Origin of the sequence: Amycolatopsis iheyensis, from assembly GCF_024703995.1 — a bacterium.
GTDB lineage: Bacteria > Actinomycetota > Actinomycetes > Mycobacteriales > Pseudonocardiaceae > Amycolatopsis > Amycolatopsis iheyensis.
The window spans coordinates 226,876-250,154 of the sequence record NZ_JAMXQV010000017.1; the positions used below are offsets into that span (position 1 = coordinate 226,876).

The following is a 23,279-nucleotide window of genomic DNA, read 5'->3' on the forward strand; positions in this document are numbered from 1 at the left end:
CCCAATGTGGCCTTGGTTGCGTCTGACGCACCCAATGTGGCCTTCGGTGCGTCTCACGCACCGAAGGCCACATTGGGGCGTTCGTCAGCCTCGGGCGTGCGCGTCCAGGATGTGCGCGACGGCCTCGGTGACCTGCTGCGCGTAGTCCAGGTGCAGCCACTCGTCCGGCACGTGGATGTTCGAGTCGGCCCCGCAGGCGCCGGTGACCAGGAACTGCGCCTCCGGGTACTTGCGCGAGAGCAGGCCCATGAACGGGATCGACCCGCCCATGCCGGTCGCGCGGTGCGGGCGGCCGAAGACCTCGTCGCTGACCGTGCGCAGGGCCGCCGTCAGCCACGGCGCCTCGGTCGGCGCGTTCCAGCCGTCCTCCGCCTGCGGGTTGTCGCCGAAGGTGACCTTCGCGCCGTACGGCACGTCCGTGGTCAGCGCCTTCTTGACGGCTTCGAGGCCCTTCTCGGCGTCGGCCGTCGGCGGGAGCCGGAAGCTCAGCGTCAACGTCGTGCTCTCGCGGAGCACGTTGCCCGCGTCGGCCGGCTTGGGGAAGCCGTCGGCGCCGATGATCGACAGCGTCGGGCGCCAGGTGTTGTTGAGGGCCAGCTCCAGCGCGTCTTCGGTGATCACCCGGCCGCCCTCGACCAGCGGGAACGCCTCGGCCAGCGCCCCCGGGAAGTCCTGCGAGACGGCCTTGAGCTCCGACAGCCGGTTCGCCGGGACGTCGACCTTGAGCTCGTCGAGCAGCAGTTCCCCGGTCGCGCTGTCCTCGAGCCGCTCGAGCAGCTTCCGCAGGACGCGGAAAGAGCTCGCGACGACACCGCTGGCGACGCCGGAGTGCTGCGCCGAGCCCAGCAGCTGCACGGTGACGTCGAGGTGCAGCATCCCGCGCAGGCTCGTGACCAGCCACAACCGCTCGTAGTCGCTGCCGCCGGCGTCGAGGCAGACCACCAGCGAGACGTCGCCGATGCGGTCGGCCAGGTGGTCGACGTACGCGGGCAGGTCGGGGCTGCCGGACTCCTCGCCGGTCTCCAGCAGCACGACGATGCGGGCGTGCTCGCCGCCGGCCGCGTGCACGGCTTCGATCGCCGTCGTCGCCGCGTAGCCGGAGTAGCCGTCGTCGACGGAGCCGCGGCCGTAGAGCCGGCCGTCGCGGATCACCGGCGTCCACGGGTCGAGGCCCTCGGACCAGCCGCCCACCGGGGGCTGCTTGTCGAGGTGGCCGTACATCAGGACGGTGCCCTTGTCCGCCGCGCCCGGGGTCGCCGGGACGTCGACGAGCAGCAGCGGGGTGCGGTCTTCGAGCTGCACGACGTCCAGGGTCGCGCCGGGCAGGTCGCGCGCGGCGATCCACTCGCGGACGTGGTCGACGGCCGCGGCGAGGTGACCGCTCTTCGCCCACTCGGCGTCGAAGGCCGGGGACAAGGCGGGGATGGCCACCAGCCCGGACAGGCTCGGGATGACGTCGCCGGTCCACGACGTCACGACGGATTCACGAACGGATTTCTGCTCCACGAGAGCCATCGTGCCACGGGCGTTCCGGCGTGCGGCACATCACAACGTCGTACCCGATGTGGGTGATCACGCCAGGTCCGTGCCGGGTGGCCACGCGGCCACGCCTGGTGAGCGCGCGGACCGGCTCCCTACTCTCGTAGGTCCGATGCTCGGGCTTCCAAACGTTTTGCCTGTTCAGACCCCCTTTCTCAGCAACAAATCAGCATCCGTGACTCACCAAAGCGCGGACCTTCGTGCCAGGATGTCGGCGTGAACCGTCAACGCCGACGGTGACCGAGCGCTTCGGACCCGATGCGCTGGTCCCCGCCGGTGCAGTCGCTGTGGTCGCCACAAGCGGCCGCCAGAGGCACCGACACCGAGGAGTACTGCGCATGCCGTCCGAACAGTGGACGCACCCGGAGCCTGGAGACGGGCCGGCCGCCGTAGCGGCCCAGCCTTCCCCCGAGCAGGTGATCGCCGGATTGCGGGCAACCAGCGAAGGTGGCGCTGAGCTGACTCAGCTGCTCACCCCCGAAGGCGAACGGGTCCCCTCGCCCCAGTTCGACAAGTACGTCGAGGACGTCGACGCCGAAGCGCTGCGCGGCCTCTACCGCGACATGGTGCTGGTGCGCCGCGCCGACCGCGAAGCGAACGCCATGCAGCGCCAGGGCCAGCTCGGCATCTGGGTCCCGCTGCTCGGCCAGGAAGCCGCGCAGATCGGCTCGGGCCGGGCGCTCAAGAAGAACGACATGGCGTTCCCCAGCTACCGCGAACACGGTGTCGCGTACGCGCGCGGGGTCGACATGAAGGACCTGCTGGGCATCTTCCGCTGCACCGACCACAGTGGCTGGGACTACCAGGGCACGGGCTTCCACCCGTACACCATCGTGATCGGCAACCAGGTGCTCAACGCCGCCGGCTACGCGATGGGGCAGAAGTTCGAGGGCAAGGTCGGCGACGACGACGGCGAAGCCACCATCTGCTACTTCGGTGACGGAGCGACTTCGCAGGGCGATGTCCACGAAGGATTCGTCTGGGCCGCGGTCTACGACGCGCCGCTGGTGTTCTTCTGCCAGAACAACCAGTGGGCGATCTCCGAGCCGACCGAGCGCCAGTCGCGCCTGCCGCTGTACCAGCGCGCCCGCGGCTACGGCTTCCCCGGCATCCGCGTCGACGGCAACGACGTCCTCGCGTGCCTCGCGGTGTCGCGCTGGGCGCTCGACGAGTGCCGCCACGGCAACGGGCCCGTCCTGATCGAGGCGTTCACCTACCGGATGGACGCGCACACGACCACCGACGACCCGACCCGCTACCGGCTCTCCGACGAGCTGGAGGAGTGGAAGCTCAAGGACCCGATCGAACGCGTCCGGGCGTTCCTGGCCCGCAACGGCTACGCCGACCACGACTTCTTCGACCAGGTCCAGGCCGAGGCCGACGCCTTCGCGGCCGACCTGCGCGAATACACGTTCAACATGCCGGAGCCGCCGCCGGAGCGGATCTTCAGCAACGTCTACGCCGAGGGCAACCCGGTGCTGGACGCGCAGCGCGAAGAGTTCCTGTCCTACCTCGACGGCTTCGCAACGGCGGGTGAGCACTGATGACCGACCTCCAGAAACTCACCATCGGCAAGGCGCTCAACCTCGGCCTGCGCCGCGCGATGGAAGAAGACCCCAAGGTCCTGATCATGGGTGAGGACGTCGGCAAGCTCGGCGGCGTCTTCCGGATCACCGACGGCCTCCAGAAGGACTTCGGCGAACAGCGCGTGCTGGACACGCCGCTGGCGGAGTCCGGCATCATCGGCACCGCGGTCGGCCTGGCCGTGCGCGGCTTCCGGCCGGTCTGCGAGATCCAGTTCGAGGGCTTCATCTTCCCCGGCTTCGACCAGATTTCGTCGCAGCTGGCGAAGCTGCACTACCGGACGCAGGGCAAGGTCAAGATGCCCGTCGTGATCCGGGTGCCGTTCGGCGGCGGGATCGGCGCGGTCGAGCACCACTCGGAGTCGCCGGAGTCGCTGTTCGCGCACATCCCCGGCCTCAAGGTCGTGTCCATTTCGAACGCCGTCGACGCGTACTGGGGCATCCAGGAAGCGATCAAGTCGGACGACCCGATCCTGTTCTTCGAGCCGAAGCGGCTGTACCACTCGGGTGCGCTGCGCGCGGAGATCGACGTCGCGGGCCCGCCGCAGAAGATGACCTCCTCGCAGGTCGTGCGCGAAGGCACGACGGCGACGGTCGTCGCGTACGGGCCTTCGGTGAAGGTCGCGCTCGACGCGGCCGCCGCGGCGGAGGACGAGGGCAAGTCCCTCGAGGTCATCGACCTGCGCACGCTCTCGCCGCTGGACCTCGGCCCGGTGTTCGAGTCGGTCCGCAAGACCGGCCGGCTGATCGCGCTGTCGGAGGCGCCGTCCGAGTCGTCGCTGACGTCGGAGATCGCGGCGCGTGTCCAGCAGGAGTGCTTCTACTCGCTGGAAGCGCCCGTCCTCCGGGTGACCGGGTTCGACACGCCGTACCCGCCGGCCAAGCTCGAGGAGCACTACCTCCCCGACCTGGACCGCGTGCTGCACGCCGTCGACCGCTCGCTCGCCTGGTAAGGGGGATTTCCGCGCAATGCCTACGTACAAACAGTTCCCCCTGGCCGACACGGCCGAGGGGCTGACCGAAGCCGACATCCTCAACTGGCACGTGAAGCCGGGCGACACGGTGACGGTCAACCAGATCGTGGTCGAGATCGAGACCGCGAAGGCGGCCGTCGAGCTGCCGATCCCGTGGGCCGGGGTGGTCACGGAGCTGCACGTCGAGCCGGGCCAGACGGTGGAGGTCGGCACGCCGATCCTCACCATCGACGTCGACCCCGGTGGGGCGGCGGCTCCTGCCCCTGCTCCCGCGGCCGCGCCTGCCGCCGCCGCGCCGGTTGAAGAAGAAGAGATGAAGCCGCTGGTCGGGTACGGCTCCAAGGCCGTCGTGACCCAGCGGCGGGCTCGGAAGGGCGCTGAACCCGCCGCTCCGGCTCCGGCTGCTGCTGTTGTCGCTCCTCCCGCGCCTGCTGCTCCGCGCGGCGGATACGTCCCGCTGGCGAAGCCGCCGGTGCGGAAGCTGGCGAAGGATCTGGGCGTCGACCTGCACGCGCTGACCGGGAGCGCTTCAGGTGGCGTGATCACCCGGGACGACGTCGAGCGGGCGGCCAACGGCACCCCGGTCGTCGAGTCCGTTGTGGACAGTGGCGCCCGCGAGCGGCGCGTGCCGATCAAGGGCGTCCGCAAGATGACCGCGGCGGCGATGGTGCAGAGCGCGTACACCGCTCCGCACGTCACGGAGTTCCTGACCATCGACGTCACGCCGATGATGGAGTTCCGCGAGAAGCTGAAGAAGTCGCGGGAGTTCGCCGGGGTGAAGGTCACGCCGCTGACGTTCGCGGCGAAGGCGGTGTGCCTGGCGGCGAAGCGGACCCCGGACATCAACGCGGTCTGGGACGAGGCGGCGCAGGAGATCGTCTACAAGGACTACGTGCACCTCGGCATCGCGGCGGCGACCCCGCGCGGGCTGATCGTGCCGAAGGTCCGCGACGCCGACTCGATGTCGCTGAAGGAGCTGGCGGAGTCGCTGACGAAGCTGACGGACGTCGCCCGCGAGGGCAAGACGTCCCCGGCGGACATGGCGAACGGCACGATCACGATCACGAACGTGGGCGTGTTCGGCGTCGACACGGGAACGCCGATCATCAACCCGGGCGAGTCGGCGATCCTGTGCCTCGGCGCGATCAAGGACCAGCCGTGGGTGGTCGACGGCGAGATCAAGGTCCGCAAGGTGCTGCAGCTGTCGCTGAGCTTCGACCACCGCGTGGTGGACGGCCAGCAGGGCTCGGAGTTCCTGGCCGACGTCGGCGCGTTGCTGGCCGACCCGGCGATGGCGATGACGTACTGAGTTTTCAGTCCGCGAAGGGGGTGTCTCCGAATTCGGAGACACCCCCTTTGTCACGAACAGATGACATCGCGTTATGCCCTGACGAAGGATTCGACGGGCTCGGAAAGCAGTAACTGAACGTAACAAGCACCGGCGTCCCGGCGACAGCTACCTACGTCAACAAGCCGCCGAAACCGGGAGCTGAATTCAGTGACTGCCGACCTGAACCTCAACGAGTCTCCTGTTGACGGCAGCAGTCCCCGAGAACAGGCTCATGAGCTCGCCAAGGCGTATTCCACCGCGCTCGCCATCGCCATGATCAATGAAAATGACCGGCCGTTTTCCCGCATCTCGGAGAACGTCGAGATCGACCACGGTGAATGCCGAAGACGGTTGACCATCGACTGGCACCTGCCCACCCTCGCCGAGGCCCTCCACGACGACCCGCGGATGCAGGACTCCGAAACGATACGGTCCTTCAACGAGCTGAACCCCACCTTGGTCCTGCCGATCTACATCGCCCGCAAGGGCCGCCTGATGAACCACTTCTGCGTCGAAGATCCGGCCGGCGCCAAGCTCTACCTGTGCGGCCAGCGGGAGGGTCAGGAGCGGACCCAGATCATGCTCCGGGTCTTCTGGGAGGTGGTGGGCCTGACCCCTCCCGGCAACTCGTACACCGCCGGCAGGCTCGAAGAACTCGGGCGGAAGTACCTGGAGGTTCCGGCGCTGGACGCTGACGCGGCCGAAGCGCGGGTGGGGCACGTCGTCTGTGAACTGAGGACACTCGGCCTGCCGTTCTACCCCGAGGCGCTCGGTCGCCTCAAGTACGTCGGCAACTACATGGCCAAGCGACACCTCATCTGGCTCCATCTCAAAGCCAGGCCAGGTCAGGCGGTTCGGCTCAGCGTCTCGTACCGCACGAGGTTTTCTGCCGACTATTCGCCCAAGCCGCGAAAAGGGCGATATCAACCGAAGAGCATCTTCAAACAGCTGGACGAGGGTGCTCGCCGCGCAGTGGGTCAGGAGCCGTACGAGTTCAGGATCCCGCTCTCGATGCACAGCCTGTGCACCAGCTACCACTTCACCCAGACCGCGCCCGCCGGCACTTTCTTCCTCGAACAGCGGTTCGCGTACGAACAGACATTGACCATGCCGAAGACGCACCAGCGGGGCACGTTCGAGGAGAGCCTGCGAAAAAGCGAAGCAACCACCCAGGGCGAAAACGAAGCGGGCGGGCCGGTGGCTCATCTGTACGCCCGCAATCTTCCCAGCAAGGTCGGCGATCAAGTCTACGCGTACACCCTGCTACGTGAACGTCCACCGGGGACGACAGCGCTGGTCATGTGGCTGACCCTGTTCGCCAGCATCTTCTTCTGGTTCTTTTGGCGGATCTGGGACGGTCTGGTCTTCGCCGACACCAAGGGGATCGATGTGGCCGCGCTGTTCGTCGCCCTGCCCGGCCTGGCGTCGATCTGGTTCTCCCGGGCGTTCAAGGACGACATCAGGCCACGAATTCCCCTGGTGAGCAGGATCGGGTTGCTCGCCGTCGGGATGTCAGCGTTTTACGCACTGCTCGGCGTTGTCGTCAGGCGCGGAGTATGCAGCCCCGGCTCCGCGGTGTGCACCCCCGAATTGATGACAGTCTTCTCGCGGAATGCCCTGCTCGGCGTCGCACTGCTACTCAGCGTACTGACTGTCTGGCTCTTTGTGCGGAAGTGGCGCTTCCAAAAGAGTTACCAAGTGCTGCAGAAGAACGTCATCGACCCGTACTCACGCTAGTATCACACGGAAGGTGTCCACGATGCCGGAGAGATCGAAATGGAATTCATGCGGCCACAGGTCGGTGAGATCATGGATCTGACCGTCAACGCGGGTCAGGACAGGTTCAGCGTCCAGGCGCAAAAAGTCCTCCAGCACGACGACCGAACCGACGCGTCGATCTTCACCGACTCGGCACGGCAGCCGTTCATCGTGGCCACCGACGCCGCATCGGCTGCCCGTTTGCCCGATCTGGTCCCCGAGAGCTGGCGCCCCCACATGACAGAGCTGATCTTCCGCGCCGTGGCGTACGTGTCGCGAGGCCCGGCAACGACGTCGTCGCAGATCGACAGGGACTAGCCCTCGGCAACGTTCCGCTCCTGGTCTCCCGGCATACTCATTTGACGGAGTGAGCACTCACTCCGCACACTGGTGGCATGACACCAGCACCCGAAACCCGGCGCAGAGCGCCGAGCATGAGCGCCGAAGACCGGCGCGCCATGATCGTGCACGCGGTGCTGCCGCTCTTGATCGAGCACGGCACCGCGGTCACGACCAGCCAGATCGCCCGCGCCGCCGGCATCGGCGAGGGCACCATCTTCCGCGCGTTCAAGGACAAGGACGAGCTGTTCGACGCCTGCACCGCCGAGGTGCTGCGCCCCGACCACGTCCTCGACGCGATCGCCGAGATCCCCATCGAGCAGCCCCTGGCCGACCGGCTCGTCGAGGCCGCCGAAGCGCTCGGCGCCCACTTCGAGCGGATGGGTGCGCTGATGGGCGCCCTGCACGCGTCCGGTCGGCACAAGCAGCGCGACCCCGAGCAGCGCCTCAAGAACCGCACCATGAAGGGCGGCCGCAGCGAGTCGATGGCCGCGATGCGTGGCGCGATCACCGAACTGTTCGAACCCGAGAAGGACCGGCTGCGGCTGGCGCCGGAGCAGCTGGCGGCGCTCTTCCTCACCCTGCTGTTCGGCGGCCGGCGGATGGCGCCGGAGGACAACCCCGCCACCACGCGCCAGGTGGTCGACGTGCTCCTGCACGGCGCCGTGGAGGCCGCGTGATCCCGGGTGGTGGGGGCGGCATGGAGTTCATGCTGTCGCGGCGAGGACGACGCCGGCACGCGTCGACGGTCCCGGAGAGCGGCCTCACCGGGCCCGTCGAAATCCCCGAACCGAAGCCGGAAGACCAGCCAAAGGACCTGCGCTCGCGGCTCAAGCGCGCGAAGACGTCGGTGGCGGGCACGGTCCGCGGCCTGCCGAAGGTCGTCAAGCTGACCTGGCAGGCCAGCCCGGTCCTGACGATCCTCCTGGCGCTGATCACGCTGCTGTCGGGCCTCCTGCCGACGGTGACCGCGTACGTCGCGAAGCTGCTGCTCGACTCGGTCGTCGCGGCGATCCAGCACAAGGGCACGACCGGCGACATCGTGAACGTCGCGTTGTTCCAGTTCGGCGTGCTCGCCGCGACCGCGCTCAGCAGCGCCATGACATCGATCGCGCAGTCGCTGCTGCAGGAGCGGATGACGCTGACCATCCGCCACCAGGTGATGGCGCACGCGAGCGAGCTGCACCTGGCGTACTTCGAGGGCTCGACGTCCTACGACATGCTGCGCCAGGCCGCGCAGGAAGCGCCGACGCGGCCGCTGTCGATGATGAACTCGGCACTCGGCCTGGTCCGGACGCTCATCACGTTCGGCAGCATGGTCGCGCTGCTCGTCTCGATCAGCCCGCTGCTGGCGCTGGTCGCGCTGCTGGCGCCGATCCCAGCGTTCATCTCGCAGTCGAAGTACGGCTCGCGCGCGTTCTGGCTGACGTTCCTGATGTCGCCGATCAAGCGGCGGATGGACTACCTGTCCTCGTTGGTCACGACGGACACCTACGCCAAGGAGACGAAGCTGTTCGGGCTCGGCCCGTACTTCGTCGACCGGTTCCGCCGGCTCGGGCTCGTGTCCTACGAGCGGCAGCGGAAGCTGACGGTGAAGCGCAACGTCAGCTCGACGTCCTGGGGCCTGCTGAGCACGTTCGCGGGTTCGGCGATCGCGCTGTACATCGCCCTGGAGGCGGTCGGCGGCCGGCTCACGCTGGGCGACCTGGCGCTGTACACGGCCGCGGCGACTTCGGTGCAGACGTCGGTGTCCGGGCTGTTCACGGCATTCTCCGGGATGTACGAGAACAACCTGTACCTGGACACGCTGTACCGCTTCCTGGACACGAAACCGGAGATCACGGCACCTGCGTCACCGCGACCCTTCCCGTCCACAGTGGAAGGTCACATCGAGTTCGACTCGGTGACCTTCGCCTACCCGGGTGCGGAGGAGCCGGCGCTGGACGACGTCAGCTTCGAGATCCGCCCGGGCGAGACGGTGGCGGTGGTGGGCCGCAACGGCGCGGGCAAGTCGACGCTGTTCAAGCTGCTGTGCCGGCTGTACGACCCGACCGGCGGGGTCATTCGCCTCGACGGCGTGGACATCCGCGAGTACGACCCGGTCGAGCTCCGGAGGCGGATCAGCGCGATGTTCCAGGACTACGTGACGTACCAGGGCACGGCGGCGGAGAACATCGGCCTTGGCGACCTCGCACGGCTGGAGGACCGCCCGCACATCGAGGACTCGGCCCGCCGCGCGGGCGCGGACGAGCGCATCGAGCGCCTGCCGTCCGGTTACGACAGCCCGCTGGGGCGCTGGTTCGACCAGGGCGTTTCGTTGTCGGGCGGGGAGTGGCAGAAGATCGCTTTGGCGCGGGCGTTCCAGCGAGAGGCACCTCTGTTGATCCTCGACGAACCGACGTCGGCGTTGGACGCGCAGGCGGAACACGACCTGTTCTCGCGGCTGCGGGAGCTGTCCGAGGGCCGGACGACGTTGTACATCTCGCACCGGTTCTCGACCGTCCGGCAGGCGGAGCGGATCCTGCTGCTCGATCGCGGGAAGGTCGCCGAGTACGGAACGCACGAGGAGCTGATGGCCGCGAAGGCCGGGTACGCGGAGCTGTTCACGCTCCAGGCGCGGGCGTACTTGGACGAGGTGCCGAGCTAGGGCGTCGCGTAGTGGCCGGGCAGCGAGGTGCCACCGCGCAGCTCGTTGCCCGGCCACGAGTGCGTCTGCGGGTGTTCCCCGGTGTCGTGGACGGTCACGGTGTCGAGCACGCAGTCCGCTAGCTTGACCCCTTGGCCACCCCGGCCCAGCTCGATCCGGCACCGCTCGAACCGGCAGTGCTCGGCGAGCACCGGCACGAGGGAGGACGGCTGGTCGCCGAGGCCGACCGAGAGGTCGAGCTCGAGGTCGGCGAAGTCGCAACGGTCGAACACCAGCCGTCCGAAGGTGAAGTCCAGCGCCGAGAAGTCGACCCGGGGCGCCGCGAACCGGCAGCGGAAGAAGGCGACCGACGAGGACCGCATGTACCCGTCGGCGAAGTCCACCTTCTCGCCGGTGAACTCGGCGCCGACGAACTCGGCTTTGCCGCCGCTGATGGTCAGGCCGGCGAAGGTCGTTTCGGCCGCGGAGAACCGGGTGCCGTGGCAACTCAGCTTCCCGAATTCGGCACCGGCGAAGGAAGTGACCCCGCCCACGAACTCCGCGCCGTCGAAGAGGACTTCACCGCTGAACTCGCGACGCGCGAAATCGGCGTTCTCGATGGTCACGCCGGTGAAGTCGAAGTCGAGCGCGGACCAGGAGAGTTTCGCGCTCTGGCGGGTGTGGTCGCGGATCACGCGCAGGATCCCCTCGCGGACCTCGGCCTCGCCTTCGCCCGCGCGCGTGATGCGGAGGTAGCCGCACAGGACGTCGACGCAGACCTGGCGCTTGTCGGCCCAGTCGTCGGCGAGGCCGGCCATGGCGTAGACCCCGGCGAGCCGGACAGCGGCGTTGTCGTTGGCCAGCTGCTCGGCGGCGCTGCCGAACCGTTCGTTGAACTTCTGGACGGCTTCACGGTCGGCGCGCTGAACAGCGAGGTCGTGCTCGTCTTCGGCGACCCGCCGCCTGCGGTAGTTGACGGCCAGCAGCACGACACCACCGAACCCGGCGACAACGGAGAGGGCGATCTTCAGCAGGTCGAGCACTTGGCCGACGTCGAACTGCGCGGCGCTGGGCAGCCGCGGCCAGCCGAGGAACCAGAGCAGGCCACCCCCGGTCACCCCGGCGACGAGCAGGGCGACAACGAGCCAGCCGACGACGGACACGACCATCCCGCGCCGAACAGCTTTCCGGGGCGGGCGGGTCCACGTGACCCCGGGGAACATGAACCCCCGCCGATGTCCCCGCGTGACGATCAGCAGGGCTAGGACCAGGCACAACGCGATCAGGAGCCAGCGGAGCCAGTCGGACACGAGGGGTGAGACTAGCCGGTGGCCGGACGGCCCGGGAGCAAATCGGACAGGTTGTTCGTTGACCGGGTATGGCTGTCGCGTTCCTGCTCTACGTCATCGCCGAGATCGCCGCGATCTGGGCGGTGGGCTCGGCTGTCGGTGTACTCGGCACGCTGGGCCTGCTCCTGGCCGGCGCGTTCCTGGGCTCATGGCTCGCCCGCCGCGAGGGCGCGCGGGCCATGGGGGCGTTCCTGTCCGCAGCCCGCTCCGGCCGCCCGGCGGAGAAGGAGCTCACCGACGGGATGCTGGTCGCACTCGGCGGGGTGTTGATCCTGGTCCCGGGCTTCGTGAGCGACGTGCTCGGGTTGCTGCTGATGCTGCCGCCGTCACGCGCGGTGGCGCGGAAGTGGTGGCTGCGGCGGATGGAGAAGCGAGCGGTGCGGTTCGCCAACCAGCGACGGGGGCCGGTGATGGTGGTGGACAGCGAGGTGGTTCCGCCGCAGGAGCGCCGGCGGGAGCAGCCGACCGTCATCGAGGGGCGGATCGTCGAGAACTAGGTTAGTCCACGGTCGGCCTGGGGATGTCGAAGTAGCTTGAGAAGCGGACCGCCGGGGCGTACTCGCCCTTCACCTTCACCCGGCCCGTCACGAACATCGCCGCTACTGCCGCGTTGCCCGTTGCCATCCTGATGAAGTCGTCCACCGACAGCGTTATCGTCGTGTCCGGGGTTCTCGACAAGTCCGGTGAAGAAACGCACAGGCCGTCCTCGATCACCGTCTGGAAACGGTCGTAGCCGTCTTCTCCTGTTCCCTCCGAAAAGCGCCAAGAAACCACGAAGTCCACGTGGCGGGCTCGCTCCGGCAGGAAATGCTCCGACATTCGGCGGAAAATCTCGTCCAGGAACACCGCGCGGAGCTCGGGGTGGTCGGCGATTGCCTTCAGCTGGTCTCGGGAACAGCGTCCGACCACGTCCACCAGGACGTCCGTTGTCAGGGAGCTCAGCTCGATGCCCGCTCCCGCCGAACCCAGCATGTGCAGTGTTTCCAGGACCTGGATGAACTGCGCGGGCGTCAGGTTGGCGATGACCAGCTTGTCCGCGAACGCGTTGACCGCGTGGCCGGCGCGCGCGCCGCGGGGCCGGGAAAGGCGCCATTTCGCTTTTCGGGGCACGGCGTCGGACTATACGGGGTGCGGGAGGTCGAAGTAGCCGATCAAGCCCGCCGCGAACGCCAAATCGCCTTTGACCTTGATCTTTCCCGTCACGAACAGCACCGCCGGGGTGGCCTGGTGCGTGATGAGCCTGAAGAAGTCCGCCGGGGCCAGCGTGATCGTGACCCGGGGCGGCGAATGCATCTCGCGGCTCACCGTGCACGCGCCGTGCGAAATGACCGTCTCGTAGCGGTCGTAGCCGCCTTCTCCCACTCCGCCCGAGAGGCGCCAGTGGACCACCGCGTGCAGGTCGCGGGCCCGTTCCGGGCGGATGTGGGCGCCCATCCGGGCGAAGATCTCGTCCAGCACGCGCTCGCGCAGGGGACGCTCGGCGACGACGCTCTCCAGCTGCGCGCGCGACGCCGAAGACACCAACGTGGCGAAGCGCGCCGGGTCGACCTTGCTCAGGTCGAACGCGGGCGCTCGCTCCGCCAGGCGAAGCAGCGCGCTCAAGAGTCTTCGGAAGTCGTCCTTGCCGAGATCGCGGGGGTTCACCGCGTCGGCGAGGGTGTTGACGTCGAGGGCGTGTGCCTCGCGGCCGAGCGGGTCGAGCCGCTCCAGGGCGTCCAGCAGCGCCGCCCCGCGGAGCCCCGAGACCTGATCAGCACTGGTTTCGGCCATCGTCACTCCCTCTCCAGTTACCCACGCGTAAGGCTACCCGCCAGTAGGTAGGCGGGCAAGCGTGCCGAAATCACCCTGCCGGGGCAGCGCCCGGTACCGTCTCTCGGCAGCAACAGGGAGGTCCAGCGTGTCAGAGGATGATCAGCGTCCGCCCGAACGGGCCCGGCGGCTTCCACGCGCCGTGCGCGAGCGGCAGATCCTGGACGCGGCCGTCCAGGTCTTCTCCCGTCACGGCTACCACGCCGCCTCCATGGACGAGATCTCCGACGTCGCCGGGGTCTCGAAGCCGATGATCTACACCTACCTCGGCTCCAAGGAAGACCTGTTCGGCGCGTGCATCCGCCGCGAGGCGACGCGGCTGCTCGAGGCCATCCAGGCCGGCGTGCAGCCCGACCTGCCGCCGGACATGCAGCTCTGGCACGGCCTGCGGTCGTTCTACCGCTTCGTCGCGGAGTACCGCGAGTCGTGGACGGTGCTGCACCGGCAGGCGCTCACCGTCGGCGGGGCGTTCGCCGCGGAGATCACCGACATGCGGGCGCGCGCGATCCAGCTGGTCGCCGCGCTCGTGGTGTCCGCGGGCACCCGCAAGGGCGTCGGCGAGCAGGCCGAGTTCTCCGGCGAGGGCCTGTCCGCGGCGCTGGTCGGGGCGGCCGAGTCGCTGGCCGACTGGGCCCTCGATCACCCCGACATCTCCGACGGCGTCCTGGCGTCCTGGCTGATGAACCTCGTCTGGCTGGGCTTCAACGACCTCATCGAGGGCGAAGTCTGGAAACCTTCGGAGTAACGCATGACCGCACTCACGCTGAAAGTGACCTTGGCCGGCAGCAAGCCGAAGATCTGGCGGCGGGTCGCTGTTCCCGACGACTTCTCGCTGGCCGACGTGCACGAGCTGATTCAGGACGCCTTCGGCTGGGAGCGCAGTCACCTGTGGGTGTTCGAGACGGCGGACGGCGCATACGGGCTTCCCGATCCCGAGCTCGGCCACGCCGACGCCCGGTCCAAGCGGATCGGCGAACTGCTCCACGCTCCCGCCGACACACTGAGCTACCTGTACGACTTCGGGGACGACTGGCTGCACGAGGTGACGCTGGAAGCCCGCGAACCGGGGCGCGGCCGGCCCCGCTGCCTCGACGGCCGCCGGGCCGGGCCGCCGGAGGACTGCGGCGGCATCGGCGGCTACGAAGAGCTGCTCGACGTCCTCGCCGACCCCGGCCACGAGGACCACGAAGAGACCTTGGACTGGCTCGGACTGGAAGCGGCCGACGAATTCGACCCAGCGGCGTTCGACATCGCCGCGGTCAACCTGGCGATCGCCGGCCGCTTCCCGTCAGAGTGAGGTGATCGTGCCGTCCAGGTGCGGCTTCGCCTTGCTCCACAGCTCGAACGCCCAGCCCTCCGGGGACGACCACGACGTGAAGGCCGCCTTCGTCGGCAGCAGCACCGGCTGCTTGAAGCGGACATCCACCGTGAACGCCGCGGGCAGCCGTCCTTCGAACGCGGCCAGGGCGTGCGCCTTCGTCCACATGCCGTGGGCGATCGCGCGGGGGAAGCCGAACAGGCGTGCCGTCAGCGGGTGCAGGTGGATCGGGTTGCGGTCGCCCGAGACCTCCGCGTAGCGGCGGCCGATGTCGCCCGGCACACGCCAGATCGCGTCCGGCGTCGGCGGCACCAGCTGGTCGCGCCGGCCGGCAGAAGAGCCGCCCCCGCGACGCAGGTACGTGCTGACGTCGACCCACACCAGCTCGTCGCCGGCCCAGGCTTCGCTGACGACGTCGAACTGACGGCCCTTCTCGTGCGCCCGCAGGTTCTCCGCGCGCACCCGGATCGTCAGGGCTTCATCGAGCCGCAACGGCCGGCGCTGCGTGATCCGGTTCGCCACGTGCACCATGCCCAGCAGCGGGAACGGGAACCCCGGCTCGGTCATCAACGCCATCTGCAGCGGGAACGCCAGCATGTGCGGGTACGTCGCCGGCAGCTCGTCGCTCAGCCGGAAGCCGCACACCGTGTTGTACGCCGCCAGGTGCGCCGGGTCGACGACGACACCGGCGCGCACCAGCTCCGTCTCCGGCAGCGACGAGCCCGTCTTGCGAAAGCCGAGCAGGGCCTTCGGGTACAGCGTCGCCAGGCTGGGCGTGCTGTCGAGTTCGCGGATCACCACGTCACGCCCCCAGCAGGGCCTGGCCGCAGACGCGGACAACGTTGCCGTTCACCGCGGCCGACGCCGGGTTCGCGTACCAGGCGATCGTCTCGGCGACGTCGACCGGCAGCCCGCCCTGGCCGAGGCTCGACAGCCGACGCCCGGCCTCGCGGATGAACAGCGGCACCGCCGCCGTCATCTTGGTCTCGATGAACCCGGGCGCGACCGCGTTGATCGTGCCGCCGTACGCCGCGAGCTGCGGGGCGCCGACGTTCACCATGCCGATGACGCCCGCCTTCGACGTCGCGTAGTTCGTCTGGCCGACGTTGCCGGCGATGCCCGCGATCGACGAGACGCCGATGATCCGGCCGTTCTCGTTCAGCACCTTGTCCGCGAGCAGCTTGTCGTTCACCGCGAGCTGCGCGGCCAGGTTCACCGCGATCACCGAGTCCCACGCGCTCTCGCTCATGTTCCCCAGCGTCTTGTCGCGGGTGATGCCCGCGTTGTGCACGACGACGTCGACGCCGCCGTGCCGCTCCTTCAGGTACTCCGCGAGCTTCGCGGGCGCGCTCGGCGAAGTGATGTCGAGCTGCAGCGACGACCCACCGATCTTGTTGGCCACCTTCGACAGGTCGCCGCCCTGGGCGGGGATGTCGAGCGCGACGACGTGCGCGCCATCGCGGGCCAGCACCTCGGCGATCGCCGCGCCGATGCCGCGAGACGCGCCGGTGACCAGCGCGACCTTGCCGTCGAGGGGCTTCTCCCAGCTCGCGGGGGCGGCCGCCGTCTTGCCCTCGGCGCCGATCCGGATGACCTGCGCGTCGACGAACGCCGACTTCGCCGACAGCAGGAAGCGCACGGTCGACTCCGTCGCCTCTTCGGCGCCTTCGGCGACGTACACGAGCTGAGCCGTCGCGCCGCGCTTCAGCTCCTTGCCCACGGAACGCACGAAGCCCTCGAGAGCGCGCTGAGCAATCCGCTCGCGGCCTTCGACCTGCTCCGGCGGGGTGCCGAGGATGACGACGCGACCGGACGGCCCGACCTTGCGGATCACCGGGTGGAAGAAGTCGTAGACCTCACGCAGCCGCGAAGGGTCGGTGATCCCGGTGGCGTCGAAGACGAGCGCCGCGTGCCGGTCGACCGCGGCCGTGACGACGTCGATGCCCGCGTCGGCGAGCTGGTCGCGCAGGGTCTTCTCCAGGCGTCCGCCAGGCGCGGCGCCGAGAAGTGCGGGACCCTCGAGGGCGGGTTGCCCGGGCTTGTAGCGGCGCAGCGTGGCGGGGTTGGGCAGGCCGAGCTTCGGCACCACGAACTTCCCCACCGGGGTTTTCGTGAACTGCTGGTACCTGTCAGCCATCGGTTGCCTCCCGTGCAGTCTGCGTCACGTCGCAGTCTAACCTACTCCCGAGTAGGTTACAGTGTGAGGGACACGACCAGAGAGGTGAAGTCATGCCGCCGAAGAAGACTCCCGCTGTACGCAAGGTCGCGATCATCGGGGGCAACCGGATCCCCTTCGCGCGGTCCAACGGCCCGTACGCGAAGGCGTCGAACCAGGACATGTTCACCGCCGCCCTCGACGGCCTGGTCAGCCGCTTCTCACTGCAGGGCGAGGTGATCGGCGAGGTCGCCGCCGGCGCCGTGCTCAAGCACTCGAAGGACTTCAACCTGGCCCGCGAGAGCGTGCTGGGCAGCAAGCTCTCGCCCGCGACGCCCGCGTCCGACGTCCAGATGGCGTGCGGCACCGGCCTGCAGGCCATCGTCAACGTCGCGAACAAGATCGCGCTCGGGCAGATCGACTCGGCCATCGCCGGCGGCGTCGACACCACGTCCGACGCGCCGCTGGCCGTCAACGAGGACCTGCGCCAGATCCTCATCCAGCTCAACAGCGCGAAGACGCTCGGCGACCGGCTCAAGCTCGTCGCGAAGATCCGCCCCGGGCACATCGTGCCGGCGATCCCGCGCAACTCCGAGCCGCGCACCGGCCTCTCGATGGGCGAGCACGCCGCGTTGACGGCGAAGGCCTGGGAGATCACCCGCGAGGCGCAGGACGAGCTGGCCGCCGCCAGCCACCAGCACCTCGCCGCCGCCTACGAGCGCGGGTTCTTCGACGACCTCGTGACGCCGTTCCTCAAGCTCGCGCGCGACCAGAACCTGCGCGCGGACTCGACCGCGGAGAAGCTCGCCAAGCTCAAGCCGGCCTTCGGCGGCCCGGACGGCACGATGACGGCGGGCAACTCGACGCCGCTGACCGACGGCGCGTCGACCGTCCTGCTCGCCACCGACGAGTGGGCGAAGGCCCACAAGCTGCCGGTGCTGGCGTACCTGACGTTCTCGCAGACCGCGGCCGTCGACTACGTCCACGGCGACGAGGGCCTGCTCATGGCGCCCGCGTACGCCGTGCCGCGGATGCTCGCGCGTGCCGGGCTCTCCCTGCAGGACTTCGACTTCTACGAGATCCACGAGGCGTTCGCGTCGCAGGTGCTGGCCACGCTCAAGGCGTGGGAGGACCCGGCGTTCGCCAAGGAGAAGCTGGAGCTGGACGCGCCGCTCGGCTCGATCGACCGGGCGAAGCTCAACGTCAACGGCTCGTCGCTGGCGGCCGGGCACCCGTTCGCCGCGACCGGCGGCCGGATCGTCGCGACGCTGGCGAAGCTGCTGCACGAGAAGGGGTCCGGCCGCGGCCTGATCTCGATCTGCGCGGCCGGCGGCCAGGGCGTCACCGCGATCCTCGAGAAGTAGCTTTCATAGGGAAAGTGCCGCCTCCCGGGACCTCGGGGGCGGCACTTTCCCTATGAAAGTGTCAGTTGGGGAGGGCCTTCTCGGCTCGCTTCGCGAGCTTCTTGGCGCGCTTCTGGCCCCGGCGGCTCAGCCGCTCGGCGCTGCGGCCGACGTCCTTCGCGGCGTGCTTCGCGCGCCAAGCCGCCGACGGCTTGCCGTGCGTGTCGCTGACCGCGAGCAGCAGGCCGCCGGCCATGCTCGCGTTCTTGAAGAACTGGATCTGCTGCTTCTGCTTCTCTTCCGGGTCCTTGATGGTCCAGAAGCTGTGCGCCGCGAGCGTCGTCGGCACCAGGCTGCCGAGCAGGAGCCCGGCCGCGAGCCGCGGCGCCTTGCCGGTGGCCAGCGCGAGGCCGGCGCTGATCTTCACGGCGGCGTCGATGCGGACGAGCGTCACCGGGTCGCGGGGGACCTGCTCCGGCACGACGTCGCCGACCTTGTCGAAGGCGCCGTTGAGGAACGGTTCCGCCGCCTTCGCGTGCCCCTCGGCGTGCCTCAGCGCATTGATCCCGCCGGTCACGAACATCGCTGCCAGCAGGGGACGTGCCAGTCGACGGAGTATCACGGTCGTTGCCTTCCTCGTACGGGCCGCTGCCTGGTCGAACCTACTCGCTGAGTGCCCGCTCGGCCCGCGCTCGAACCCTCATCGGTGTTTCTGCGCGAATATCGGCCGGACGCTAGATAGGCCTAGAAAACTTTAGCGGTTGACCTTGACGCTGCGTCAACTTCTATCGTCTTCGACATGGAGTGGTCGATCCAGGACATCGCCCGCTCGGCCGGGACCACGAGCCGGACGCTGCGCCACTACGGCGCGGTCGGCCTGCTCGAGCCCAGCCGCGTCGGCAGCAACGGCTACCGCTACTACGACGAGCAGGCGCTCGTCCGGCTGCAGCGGATCCTGCTGCTGCGCGAACTCGGCCTCGGGCTGCCGGCCATCGCGGAGGTGCTGGCCGGGCAACGCGACCGCGTCGCCGCGCTCGAGACCCACCTGGAGCTGCTCGAACAGGAGCAGCTGCGGATCGAACGGCAGATCGGCTCGGTCCGGACCACGTTGCGGAAACTGAAGGGAGGTGAACGACTGATGGCAGAGGAAGTCTTCGACGGCTTCGACCACACGAAGTACGAGAAGGAAGTCACCACGCGCTGGGGCGCCGACGCGTACCGGCGCGGCGACGAGTGGTGGCGCTCGCTCTCGGCCGACGAGAAGAAGGCCCACCAGCAGGAGCAGGCCGACATCGCGGCGGCGTTCGGCGCGGCGCACGCGGCCGGACTCGCGGCCGGCTCGGACGACGTCCAGGCGATCACGCGGCGACTGCACGCGTGGCTGCGACCGGCGGTGTCGTCGGTGTCCGCGGGCTACTTCGCGGGCTTGGGACAGCTGTACGTCGACGACCCGCGCTACGGGCTCGAAGGCGCGACGGCGGAGTTGGTGCGCGACGCGATGAAGATCTACGCGGAACGGAACCTCGGCGAGTAGCGCGACGTCGTAGTGCGCGCTGGGGGTAGGGACGAGCAGGGCTGCAGACCTGTTCGTCCCTATGTACGGCCATCCGGTCGAACCTCGGCGACACGCCTAGCCGTCTATGGCGGAATATCGGGCTCGCGCTAGATACGTCGATAGCTTGGCAGAGTGGACCCCATCCGCAACCCCTTCGCGCCGGGCGCCGGGCAACGGCCGCCCGAGCTGGCCGGTCGCGAGCGCGAGCTCAAGGCCTTCGAGGTCGTGCTCGAACGCGTGGCGCGGGGGAGACCCGAACGCAGTCTCGTCCTCACCGGGCTGCGCGGGGTCGGGAAGACCGTGCTGCTCGGGGAGCTGCGCGCGATGGCCGTGCGGCACAAGTGGGGTGCCGGGAAGATCGAAGCCCGCCCGGACGCCGAGCTGCGGCGGCCGCTGTCCGCCGCGCTGCACCGGGCCATCCGGGACCTCGCCGTGCGGCACCGCGCGCCGGACCGCGTCGAAGAGGTGCTCGGCGTGCTGAAAGCGTTTGCGCTGCGGGCCAACAAGGCCGACGCCAAGCTGCGCGACCGGTGGCAGCCGGGCATCGACGTGCCCGCCGCGCAGGGGCGCGCCGACTCCGGGGACATCGAGATCGACCTCGTCGAGCTGTTCACCGACGTCGCCGAGCTGGCCGCGGACGTCGGGACCGGGGCCGCGCTGTTCATCGACGAGATCCAGGACCTGCAGCCCGACGACGTCTCGGCGTTGTGCGCGGCCTGCCACGAGCTTTCGCAGTCCGGGGCGCCGCTCGTCGTCGTCGGGGCCGGGCTGCCGCACGTGCCCGCCGTGCTCTCGGCGTCGAAGTCGTACTCCGAGCGGCTCTTCCGGTACGCGCGCATCGACCGGCTCGACCGCGAGGACGCCGACTACGCCGTGATGGCGCCGATCGAGCGCGAGGAAGCCGGCATCGAGCCGGAAGCCCTCGACGCGCTCTTCGACGCGTCCGGCGGCTACCCGTACTTCATCCAGGCCTACGGCAAGGCGGCCTGGGACGCGGCGCCGTCCGACCCGATCACCGTCAAGGACGTCCAGGTCGCGGCGCCCGAGGCGGAGTCCGAGCTGGCCGTCGGCTTCTTCGGGTCGCGCTACGACCGGGCGACGCCGGCCGAGCGCGAGTACCTGCAGGCGATGGCCGAGCTGACCCAGGGCCGCGACGAGCCCGCCGGCACCGCCGACGTCGCCGTGTTCCTCGGGCGGAAGCCGTCGTCGCTGTCGCCGGCCCGCGACAGCCTCATGAAGAAGGGCCTCGTCTACTCCGCCGAGCGCGGGCAGATCGCCTTCACCGTGCCGCACTTCGGCCACTACCTGCTCGGACGCGACTGACTCTCGCCATCGCTAGCCGAGTATCGGAAAATCTCTAGATTTACTTAGAACCCCGTAGCGGGGTTGCTTCAGCGTGACCGCCGACACCACGATTCATCCGGTTGTACGCCCCCGTCGCCGACGATTCATCGGCAAGTGCCGCACATCACCGGATATCCGTTGGAATCTTTGTGAAAAAAGGAGCATACTTAAGGCACAAGCCACCAAGACCCTCGAAGGGGATGCAGAAACCGATGAACAACATCGCCGCCAAGCTCCGTGCCCGTCGCGCCGAGGTTCGCACTCGCCGGGCGCTGAACCGGGCGATCGACACCGCCGCCACCGCGACGGTCCGTCAGGAACTCATCGCGATCGCGCAGGCTCGCTCGGGCTACATGCGCTGACACTCACCCCGTGGCGGTCGCCCATTCGAGTGACCTATGCCACATAGTGTGCGAGGTGTAACGCCGCGCGAAGCCGCGTCGATACCCACTACGACCCCGTGATGCTGGCGGACCCCCGACCTGGCAGCATCGCGGGGTTTCCCATGTCCGGGGTACGAAATCCCCTTGCCGCCGCCGGCTTCCGCAGTATTCTTTGACTTCGTCAACGAGTTTGTTGAGGTGGTCAATGAACAACGCGCAGCTAACCGACCGGGTGGCCGAGGTCCGGGCCTTCAACCGGCTGTACACCGGAGTCATCGGGGTGCTCGACGAGGGCCCGGCCGACGCCGAGTACTCGCTGCCGGAGGCCAGGGTCCTCTTCGAACTGGCCCACCAGGACCCGCTGCCGGTGACCGAGCTGCGGAAACGCCTCGACCTCGACGCCGGCTACGCGAGCCGGCTGCTCGCCCGCCTCGAATCCCGCGGGTTGATCACCCGCGAACGGTCCGATGAGGACGCCCGTCGCCAGCTCGTGCGCCCGACGCCGGCCGGCCGGGGCGCCTTCGCGGTGCTGAACGCCCGGTCCACCGAACAGATCGGCGGCCTGCTGCGCCGCTTCGCCGACGAGGACCAGCAGCGTCTCCTCGCCGCGATGCGCACGATCGGCGACCTCGTCGGCGACCGCCGTCGCGACCCGGCCCTCGTGCTCCGCCCGCCACGACCGGGTGACCTCGGCTGGGTGGTGGAACGGCACGGCACGCTCTACGGCCGCGAGTACGGCTTCGACGACCGGTTCGAGGGGCTCGTGGCCCGGATCGTCGCCGACTTCGTCGACACGCGCGACGATCCCGGGCAGGCGTTCTGGATCGCCGAGCTCGACGGCGAGCGCGTCGGCGGCATCGCGTGCACGCGCGGGCCGGACACCGGCACCGCGAAGCTGCGGCTGTTGCTGCTCGAGCCGTCGGCCCGCGGCCACGGCGTCGGCAAGCGGCTGGTCAGCGAGTGCGTTTCCTTCGCCAAGGCGCACGGCTACCGCGGGATGGAGCTGTCGACGGTCTCGATCCTCACCGCGGCGCGCTCGATCTACCGAGCGACCGGGTTCGAGCTCGTGGCGGAACAGGACTTCGACGACTGGGGCCCGAAGCTGACCGACGAGACCTGGCGCCTGACGTTCTAGCGCGGCACCCGACCGAGCAGGAAGAACTCCGGGTTCGGGCGCAGCGCGGTGAGGTGCGCGAGCCGGTTGGACATCGCGAACAACGCGGTGATCGCGCCGACGTCCCAGATCTCGTCGTCGGTGAGGCCGGCGTTGCGCGCGGCCTCGATGTCACCCTCGCCGAACAGGGCGGACTCCCGGGCCAGGGCGAGCGCGAGGTCGACGATGGCGCGGCCGCGTTCGTCGAGCTCGACCTGCCACGGGTTGCTCGACACGCGGTCGGCCAGCTCGGGGTCCTTGGCGCGGATGCGCAGGATGGCGCCGTGCGCGACAACGCAGTAGGTGCAGTGGTTCGCCCCGGAGGTCGCGACGACCACGAGCTCGCGTTCGGCCTTGCTCAAGCCGTCGGAGCGTTCCATGAGGGCGTCGTGGTAGTCGAGGAAGGCACGCAGCTCGGCGGGGCGGTGGCCGAGGGCGCGGAAGATGTTGGGCGTGAACCCGGACTTCTCCGCGATCACGCCGACGCGCGCACGCAGGTCTTCGGGCAGGTCTTCGAGTTCCACCACCGGAAACCGGCTCACGTCGCTCATACCCGGCACGCTAGTCGTGTCGATTCCGTGGCGCTTCGTTCGTCTAGGGCGTGTCCTGTAAGTGGTTGAGCTGGACCTCTGGTAGTCGTGTCCGGTGGTTGGTCGCGGTGAGTTGACGGATAAAGCGTGGGCGGTGATCGAGCCGCTGCTGCCACCGCAGCAAGGCGGTG

At 69.0% G+C, this 23,279-nt stretch carries 23 protein-coding genes; 15 read left to right on the plus strand and 8 right to left on the minus strand.

Going from position 1 to position 23,279, the window contains the following annotated elements; genetic code table 11:
* Positions 1-84: 84 nt before the first annotated feature.
* A complete protein-coding gene (locus M8542_RS30335; RefSeq protein ID WP_257923682.1) occupies positions 85-1,506 on the minus strand; it encodes a M20/M25/M40 family metallo-hydrolase in 1,422 nt (473 codons plus the stop codon).
* 371 nt (positions 1,507-1,877) lie between these two features.
* Between M8542_RS30335 and pdhA the strand changes: the two genes are divergently transcribed.
* The 7 genes from pdhA (at position 1,878) to M8542_RS30370 (ending at position 10,170) form a co-directional block, all read left to right on the plus strand.
* Positions 1,878-3,083: a pyruvate dehydrogenase (acetyl-transferring) E1 component subunit alpha gene (gene pdhA / locus M8542_RS30340; RefSeq protein WP_257923683.1), complete on the plus strand. Its 1,206-nt coding sequence runs from the start codon at positions 1,878-1,880 to the stop codon at positions 3,081-3,083.
* Positions 3,083-4,075, plus strand: coding sequence for an alpha-ketoacid dehydrogenase subunit beta (locus M8542_RS30345; protein WP_257923684.1), 993 nt, complete (start codon positions 3,083-3,085; stop codon positions 4,073-4,075). The genes pdhA and M8542_RS30345 overlap by 1 nt, the downstream gene beginning before the upstream one ends.
* 16 nt (positions 4,076-4,091) lie before the next feature.
* Complete coding sequence (locus M8542_RS30350) at positions 4,092-5,405, plus strand: dihydrolipoamide acetyltransferase family protein (protein ID WP_257923685.1); 1,314 nt, start codon at positions 4,092-4,094, stop codon at positions 5,403-5,405.
* Between the two features lie 189 nt (positions 5,406-5,594).
* Positions 5,595-7,163: a hypothetical protein gene (locus M8542_RS30355; protein WP_257923686.1), complete on the plus strand. Its 1,569-nt coding sequence runs from the start codon at positions 5,595-5,597 to the stop codon at positions 7,161-7,163.
* A gap of 72 nt (positions 7,164-7,235) precedes the next feature.
* Complete coding sequence (locus M8542_RS30360) at positions 7,236-7,502, plus strand: hypothetical protein (RefSeq protein WP_257923687.1); 267 nt, start codon at positions 7,236-7,238, stop codon at positions 7,500-7,502.
* 116 nt (positions 7,503-7,618) lie between these two features.
* Entirely contained in the window at positions 7,619-8,203 is a 585-nt protein-coding gene (locus tag M8542_RS30365; protein ID WP_257923688.1) for a TetR/AcrR family transcriptional regulator, read from the plus strand.
* Between the two features lie 20 nt (positions 8,204-8,223).
* Entirely contained in the window at positions 8,224-10,170 is a 1,947-nt protein-coding gene (locus tag M8542_RS30370) for an ABC transporter ATP-binding protein (RefSeq protein WP_257923689.1), read from the plus strand.
* Here the strand turns inward: M8542_RS30370 and M8542_RS30375 are convergent.
* Positions 10,167-11,459, minus strand: coding sequence for a hypothetical protein (locus M8542_RS30375; protein ID WP_257923690.1), 1,293 nt, complete (start codon positions 11,457-11,459; stop codon positions 10,167-10,169). The two genes, M8542_RS30370 and M8542_RS30375, sit on opposite strands and share 4 nt — an antisense overlap.
* Before the next feature lie 68 nt (positions 11,460-11,527).
* On the opposite strand from M8542_RS30375, the gene M8542_RS30380 reads away from it, so the two are divergent.
* Complete coding sequence (locus tag M8542_RS30380) at positions 11,528-11,995, plus strand: FxsA family protein (protein WP_257923691.1); 468 nt, start codon at positions 11,528-11,530, stop codon at positions 11,993-11,995.
* Between the two features lies 1 nt (position 11,996).
* On the opposite strand, the gene M8542_RS30385 is transcribed toward M8542_RS30380, so the two are convergent.
* Together M8542_RS30385 and M8542_RS30390 are read right to left on the minus strand one after the other, a co-directional pair.
* Entirely contained in the window at positions 11,997-12,608 is a 612-nt protein-coding gene (locus M8542_RS30385; protein WP_257923692.1) for an SCP2 sterol-binding domain-containing protein, read from the minus strand.
* Positions 12,609-12,617: 9 nt separating this feature from the next.
* On the minus strand, positions 12,618-13,268 hold the full coding sequence (locus tag M8542_RS30390; RefSeq protein ID WP_257923693.1) for an SCP2 sterol-binding domain-containing protein: 651 nt from the start codon (positions 13,266-13,268) through the stop codon (positions 12,618-12,620).
* A 406-nt stretch (positions 13,269-13,674) separates the two neighbouring features.
* Between M8542_RS30390 and M8542_RS30395 the strand changes: the two genes are divergently transcribed.
* Entirely contained in the window at positions 13,675-14,052 is a 378-nt protein-coding gene (locus M8542_RS30395) for a hypothetical protein (RefSeq protein ID WP_504970533.1), read from the plus strand.
* A gap of 3 nt (positions 14,053-14,055) precedes the next feature.
* Complete coding sequence (locus M8542_RS30400; protein ID WP_257923695.1) at positions 14,056-14,604, plus strand: plasmid pRiA4b ORF-3 family protein; 549 nt, start codon at positions 14,056-14,058, stop codon at positions 14,602-14,604.
* On the opposite strand, the gene M8542_RS30405 is transcribed toward M8542_RS30400, so the two are convergent.
* Both M8542_RS30405 and M8542_RS30410 read right to left on the minus strand, forming a co-directional pair.
* A complete protein-coding gene (locus tag M8542_RS30405; RefSeq protein WP_257923696.1) occupies positions 14,596-15,426 on the minus strand; it encodes a MaoC family dehydratase in 831 nt (276 codons plus the stop codon). The two genes, M8542_RS30400 and M8542_RS30405, sit on opposite strands and share 9 nt — an antisense overlap.
* A 1-nt stretch (position 15,427) precedes the next feature.
* Complete coding sequence (locus M8542_RS30410) at positions 15,428-16,762, minus strand: 3-oxoacyl-ACP reductase (protein ID WP_257923697.1); 1,335 nt, start codon at positions 16,760-16,762, stop codon at positions 15,428-15,430.
* 92 nt (positions 16,763-16,854) lie between these two features.
* Here M8542_RS30410 and M8542_RS30415 point away from each other — a divergent pair, with 92 nt between their 5' ends.
* A complete protein-coding gene (locus M8542_RS30415; protein WP_257923698.1) occupies positions 16,855-18,144 on the plus strand; it encodes an acetyl-CoA C-acetyltransferase in 1,290 nt (429 codons plus the stop codon).
* Positions 18,145-18,205: 61 nt separating this feature from the next.
* Here M8542_RS30415 and M8542_RS30420 read toward each other — a convergent pair whose 3' ends face one another.
* Positions 18,206-18,706: a DoxX family membrane protein gene (locus tag M8542_RS30420; protein ID WP_372508640.1), complete on the minus strand. Its 501-nt coding sequence runs from the start codon at positions 18,704-18,706 to the stop codon at positions 18,206-18,208.
* Between the two features lie 216 nt (positions 18,707-18,922).
* Here M8542_RS30420 and M8542_RS30425 point away from each other — a divergent pair, with 216 nt between their 5' ends.
* The 4 genes from M8542_RS30425 to M8542_RS30440 all read left to right on the plus strand — a co-directional run bounded on the left by M8542_RS30425 (position 18,923) and on the right by M8542_RS30440 (position 22,540).
* Entirely contained in the window at positions 18,923-19,657 is a 735-nt protein-coding gene (locus M8542_RS30425; protein WP_257923700.1) for a MerR family transcriptional regulator, read from the plus strand.
* A 153-nt stretch (positions 19,658-19,810) separates the two neighbouring features.
* On the plus strand, positions 19,811-21,001 hold the full coding sequence (locus M8542_RS30430) for an ATP-binding protein (RefSeq protein WP_257923701.1): 1,191 nt from the start codon (positions 19,811-19,813) through the stop codon (positions 20,999-21,001).
* Positions 21,002-21,234: 233 nt separating this feature from the next.
* Positions 21,235-21,384: a hypothetical protein gene (locus tag M8542_RS30435; RefSeq protein ID WP_167379635.1), complete on the plus strand. Its 150-nt coding sequence runs from the start codon at positions 21,235-21,237 to the stop codon at positions 21,382-21,384.
* 226 nt (positions 21,385-21,610) lie between these two features.
* On the plus strand, positions 21,611-22,540 hold the full coding sequence (locus M8542_RS30440) for a bifunctional helix-turn-helix transcriptional regulator/GNAT family N-acetyltransferase (protein WP_257923702.1): 930 nt from the start codon (positions 21,611-21,613) through the stop codon (positions 22,538-22,540).
* Here the strand turns inward: M8542_RS30440 and M8542_RS30445 are convergent.
* On the minus strand, positions 22,537-23,109 hold the full coding sequence (locus tag M8542_RS30445; protein ID WP_257923703.1) for a peroxidase-related enzyme: 573 nt from the start codon (positions 23,107-23,109) through the stop codon (positions 22,537-22,539). The genes M8542_RS30440 and M8542_RS30445 overlap by 4 nt on opposite strands.
* Positions 23,110-23,279 lie beyond the last annotated feature (170 nt).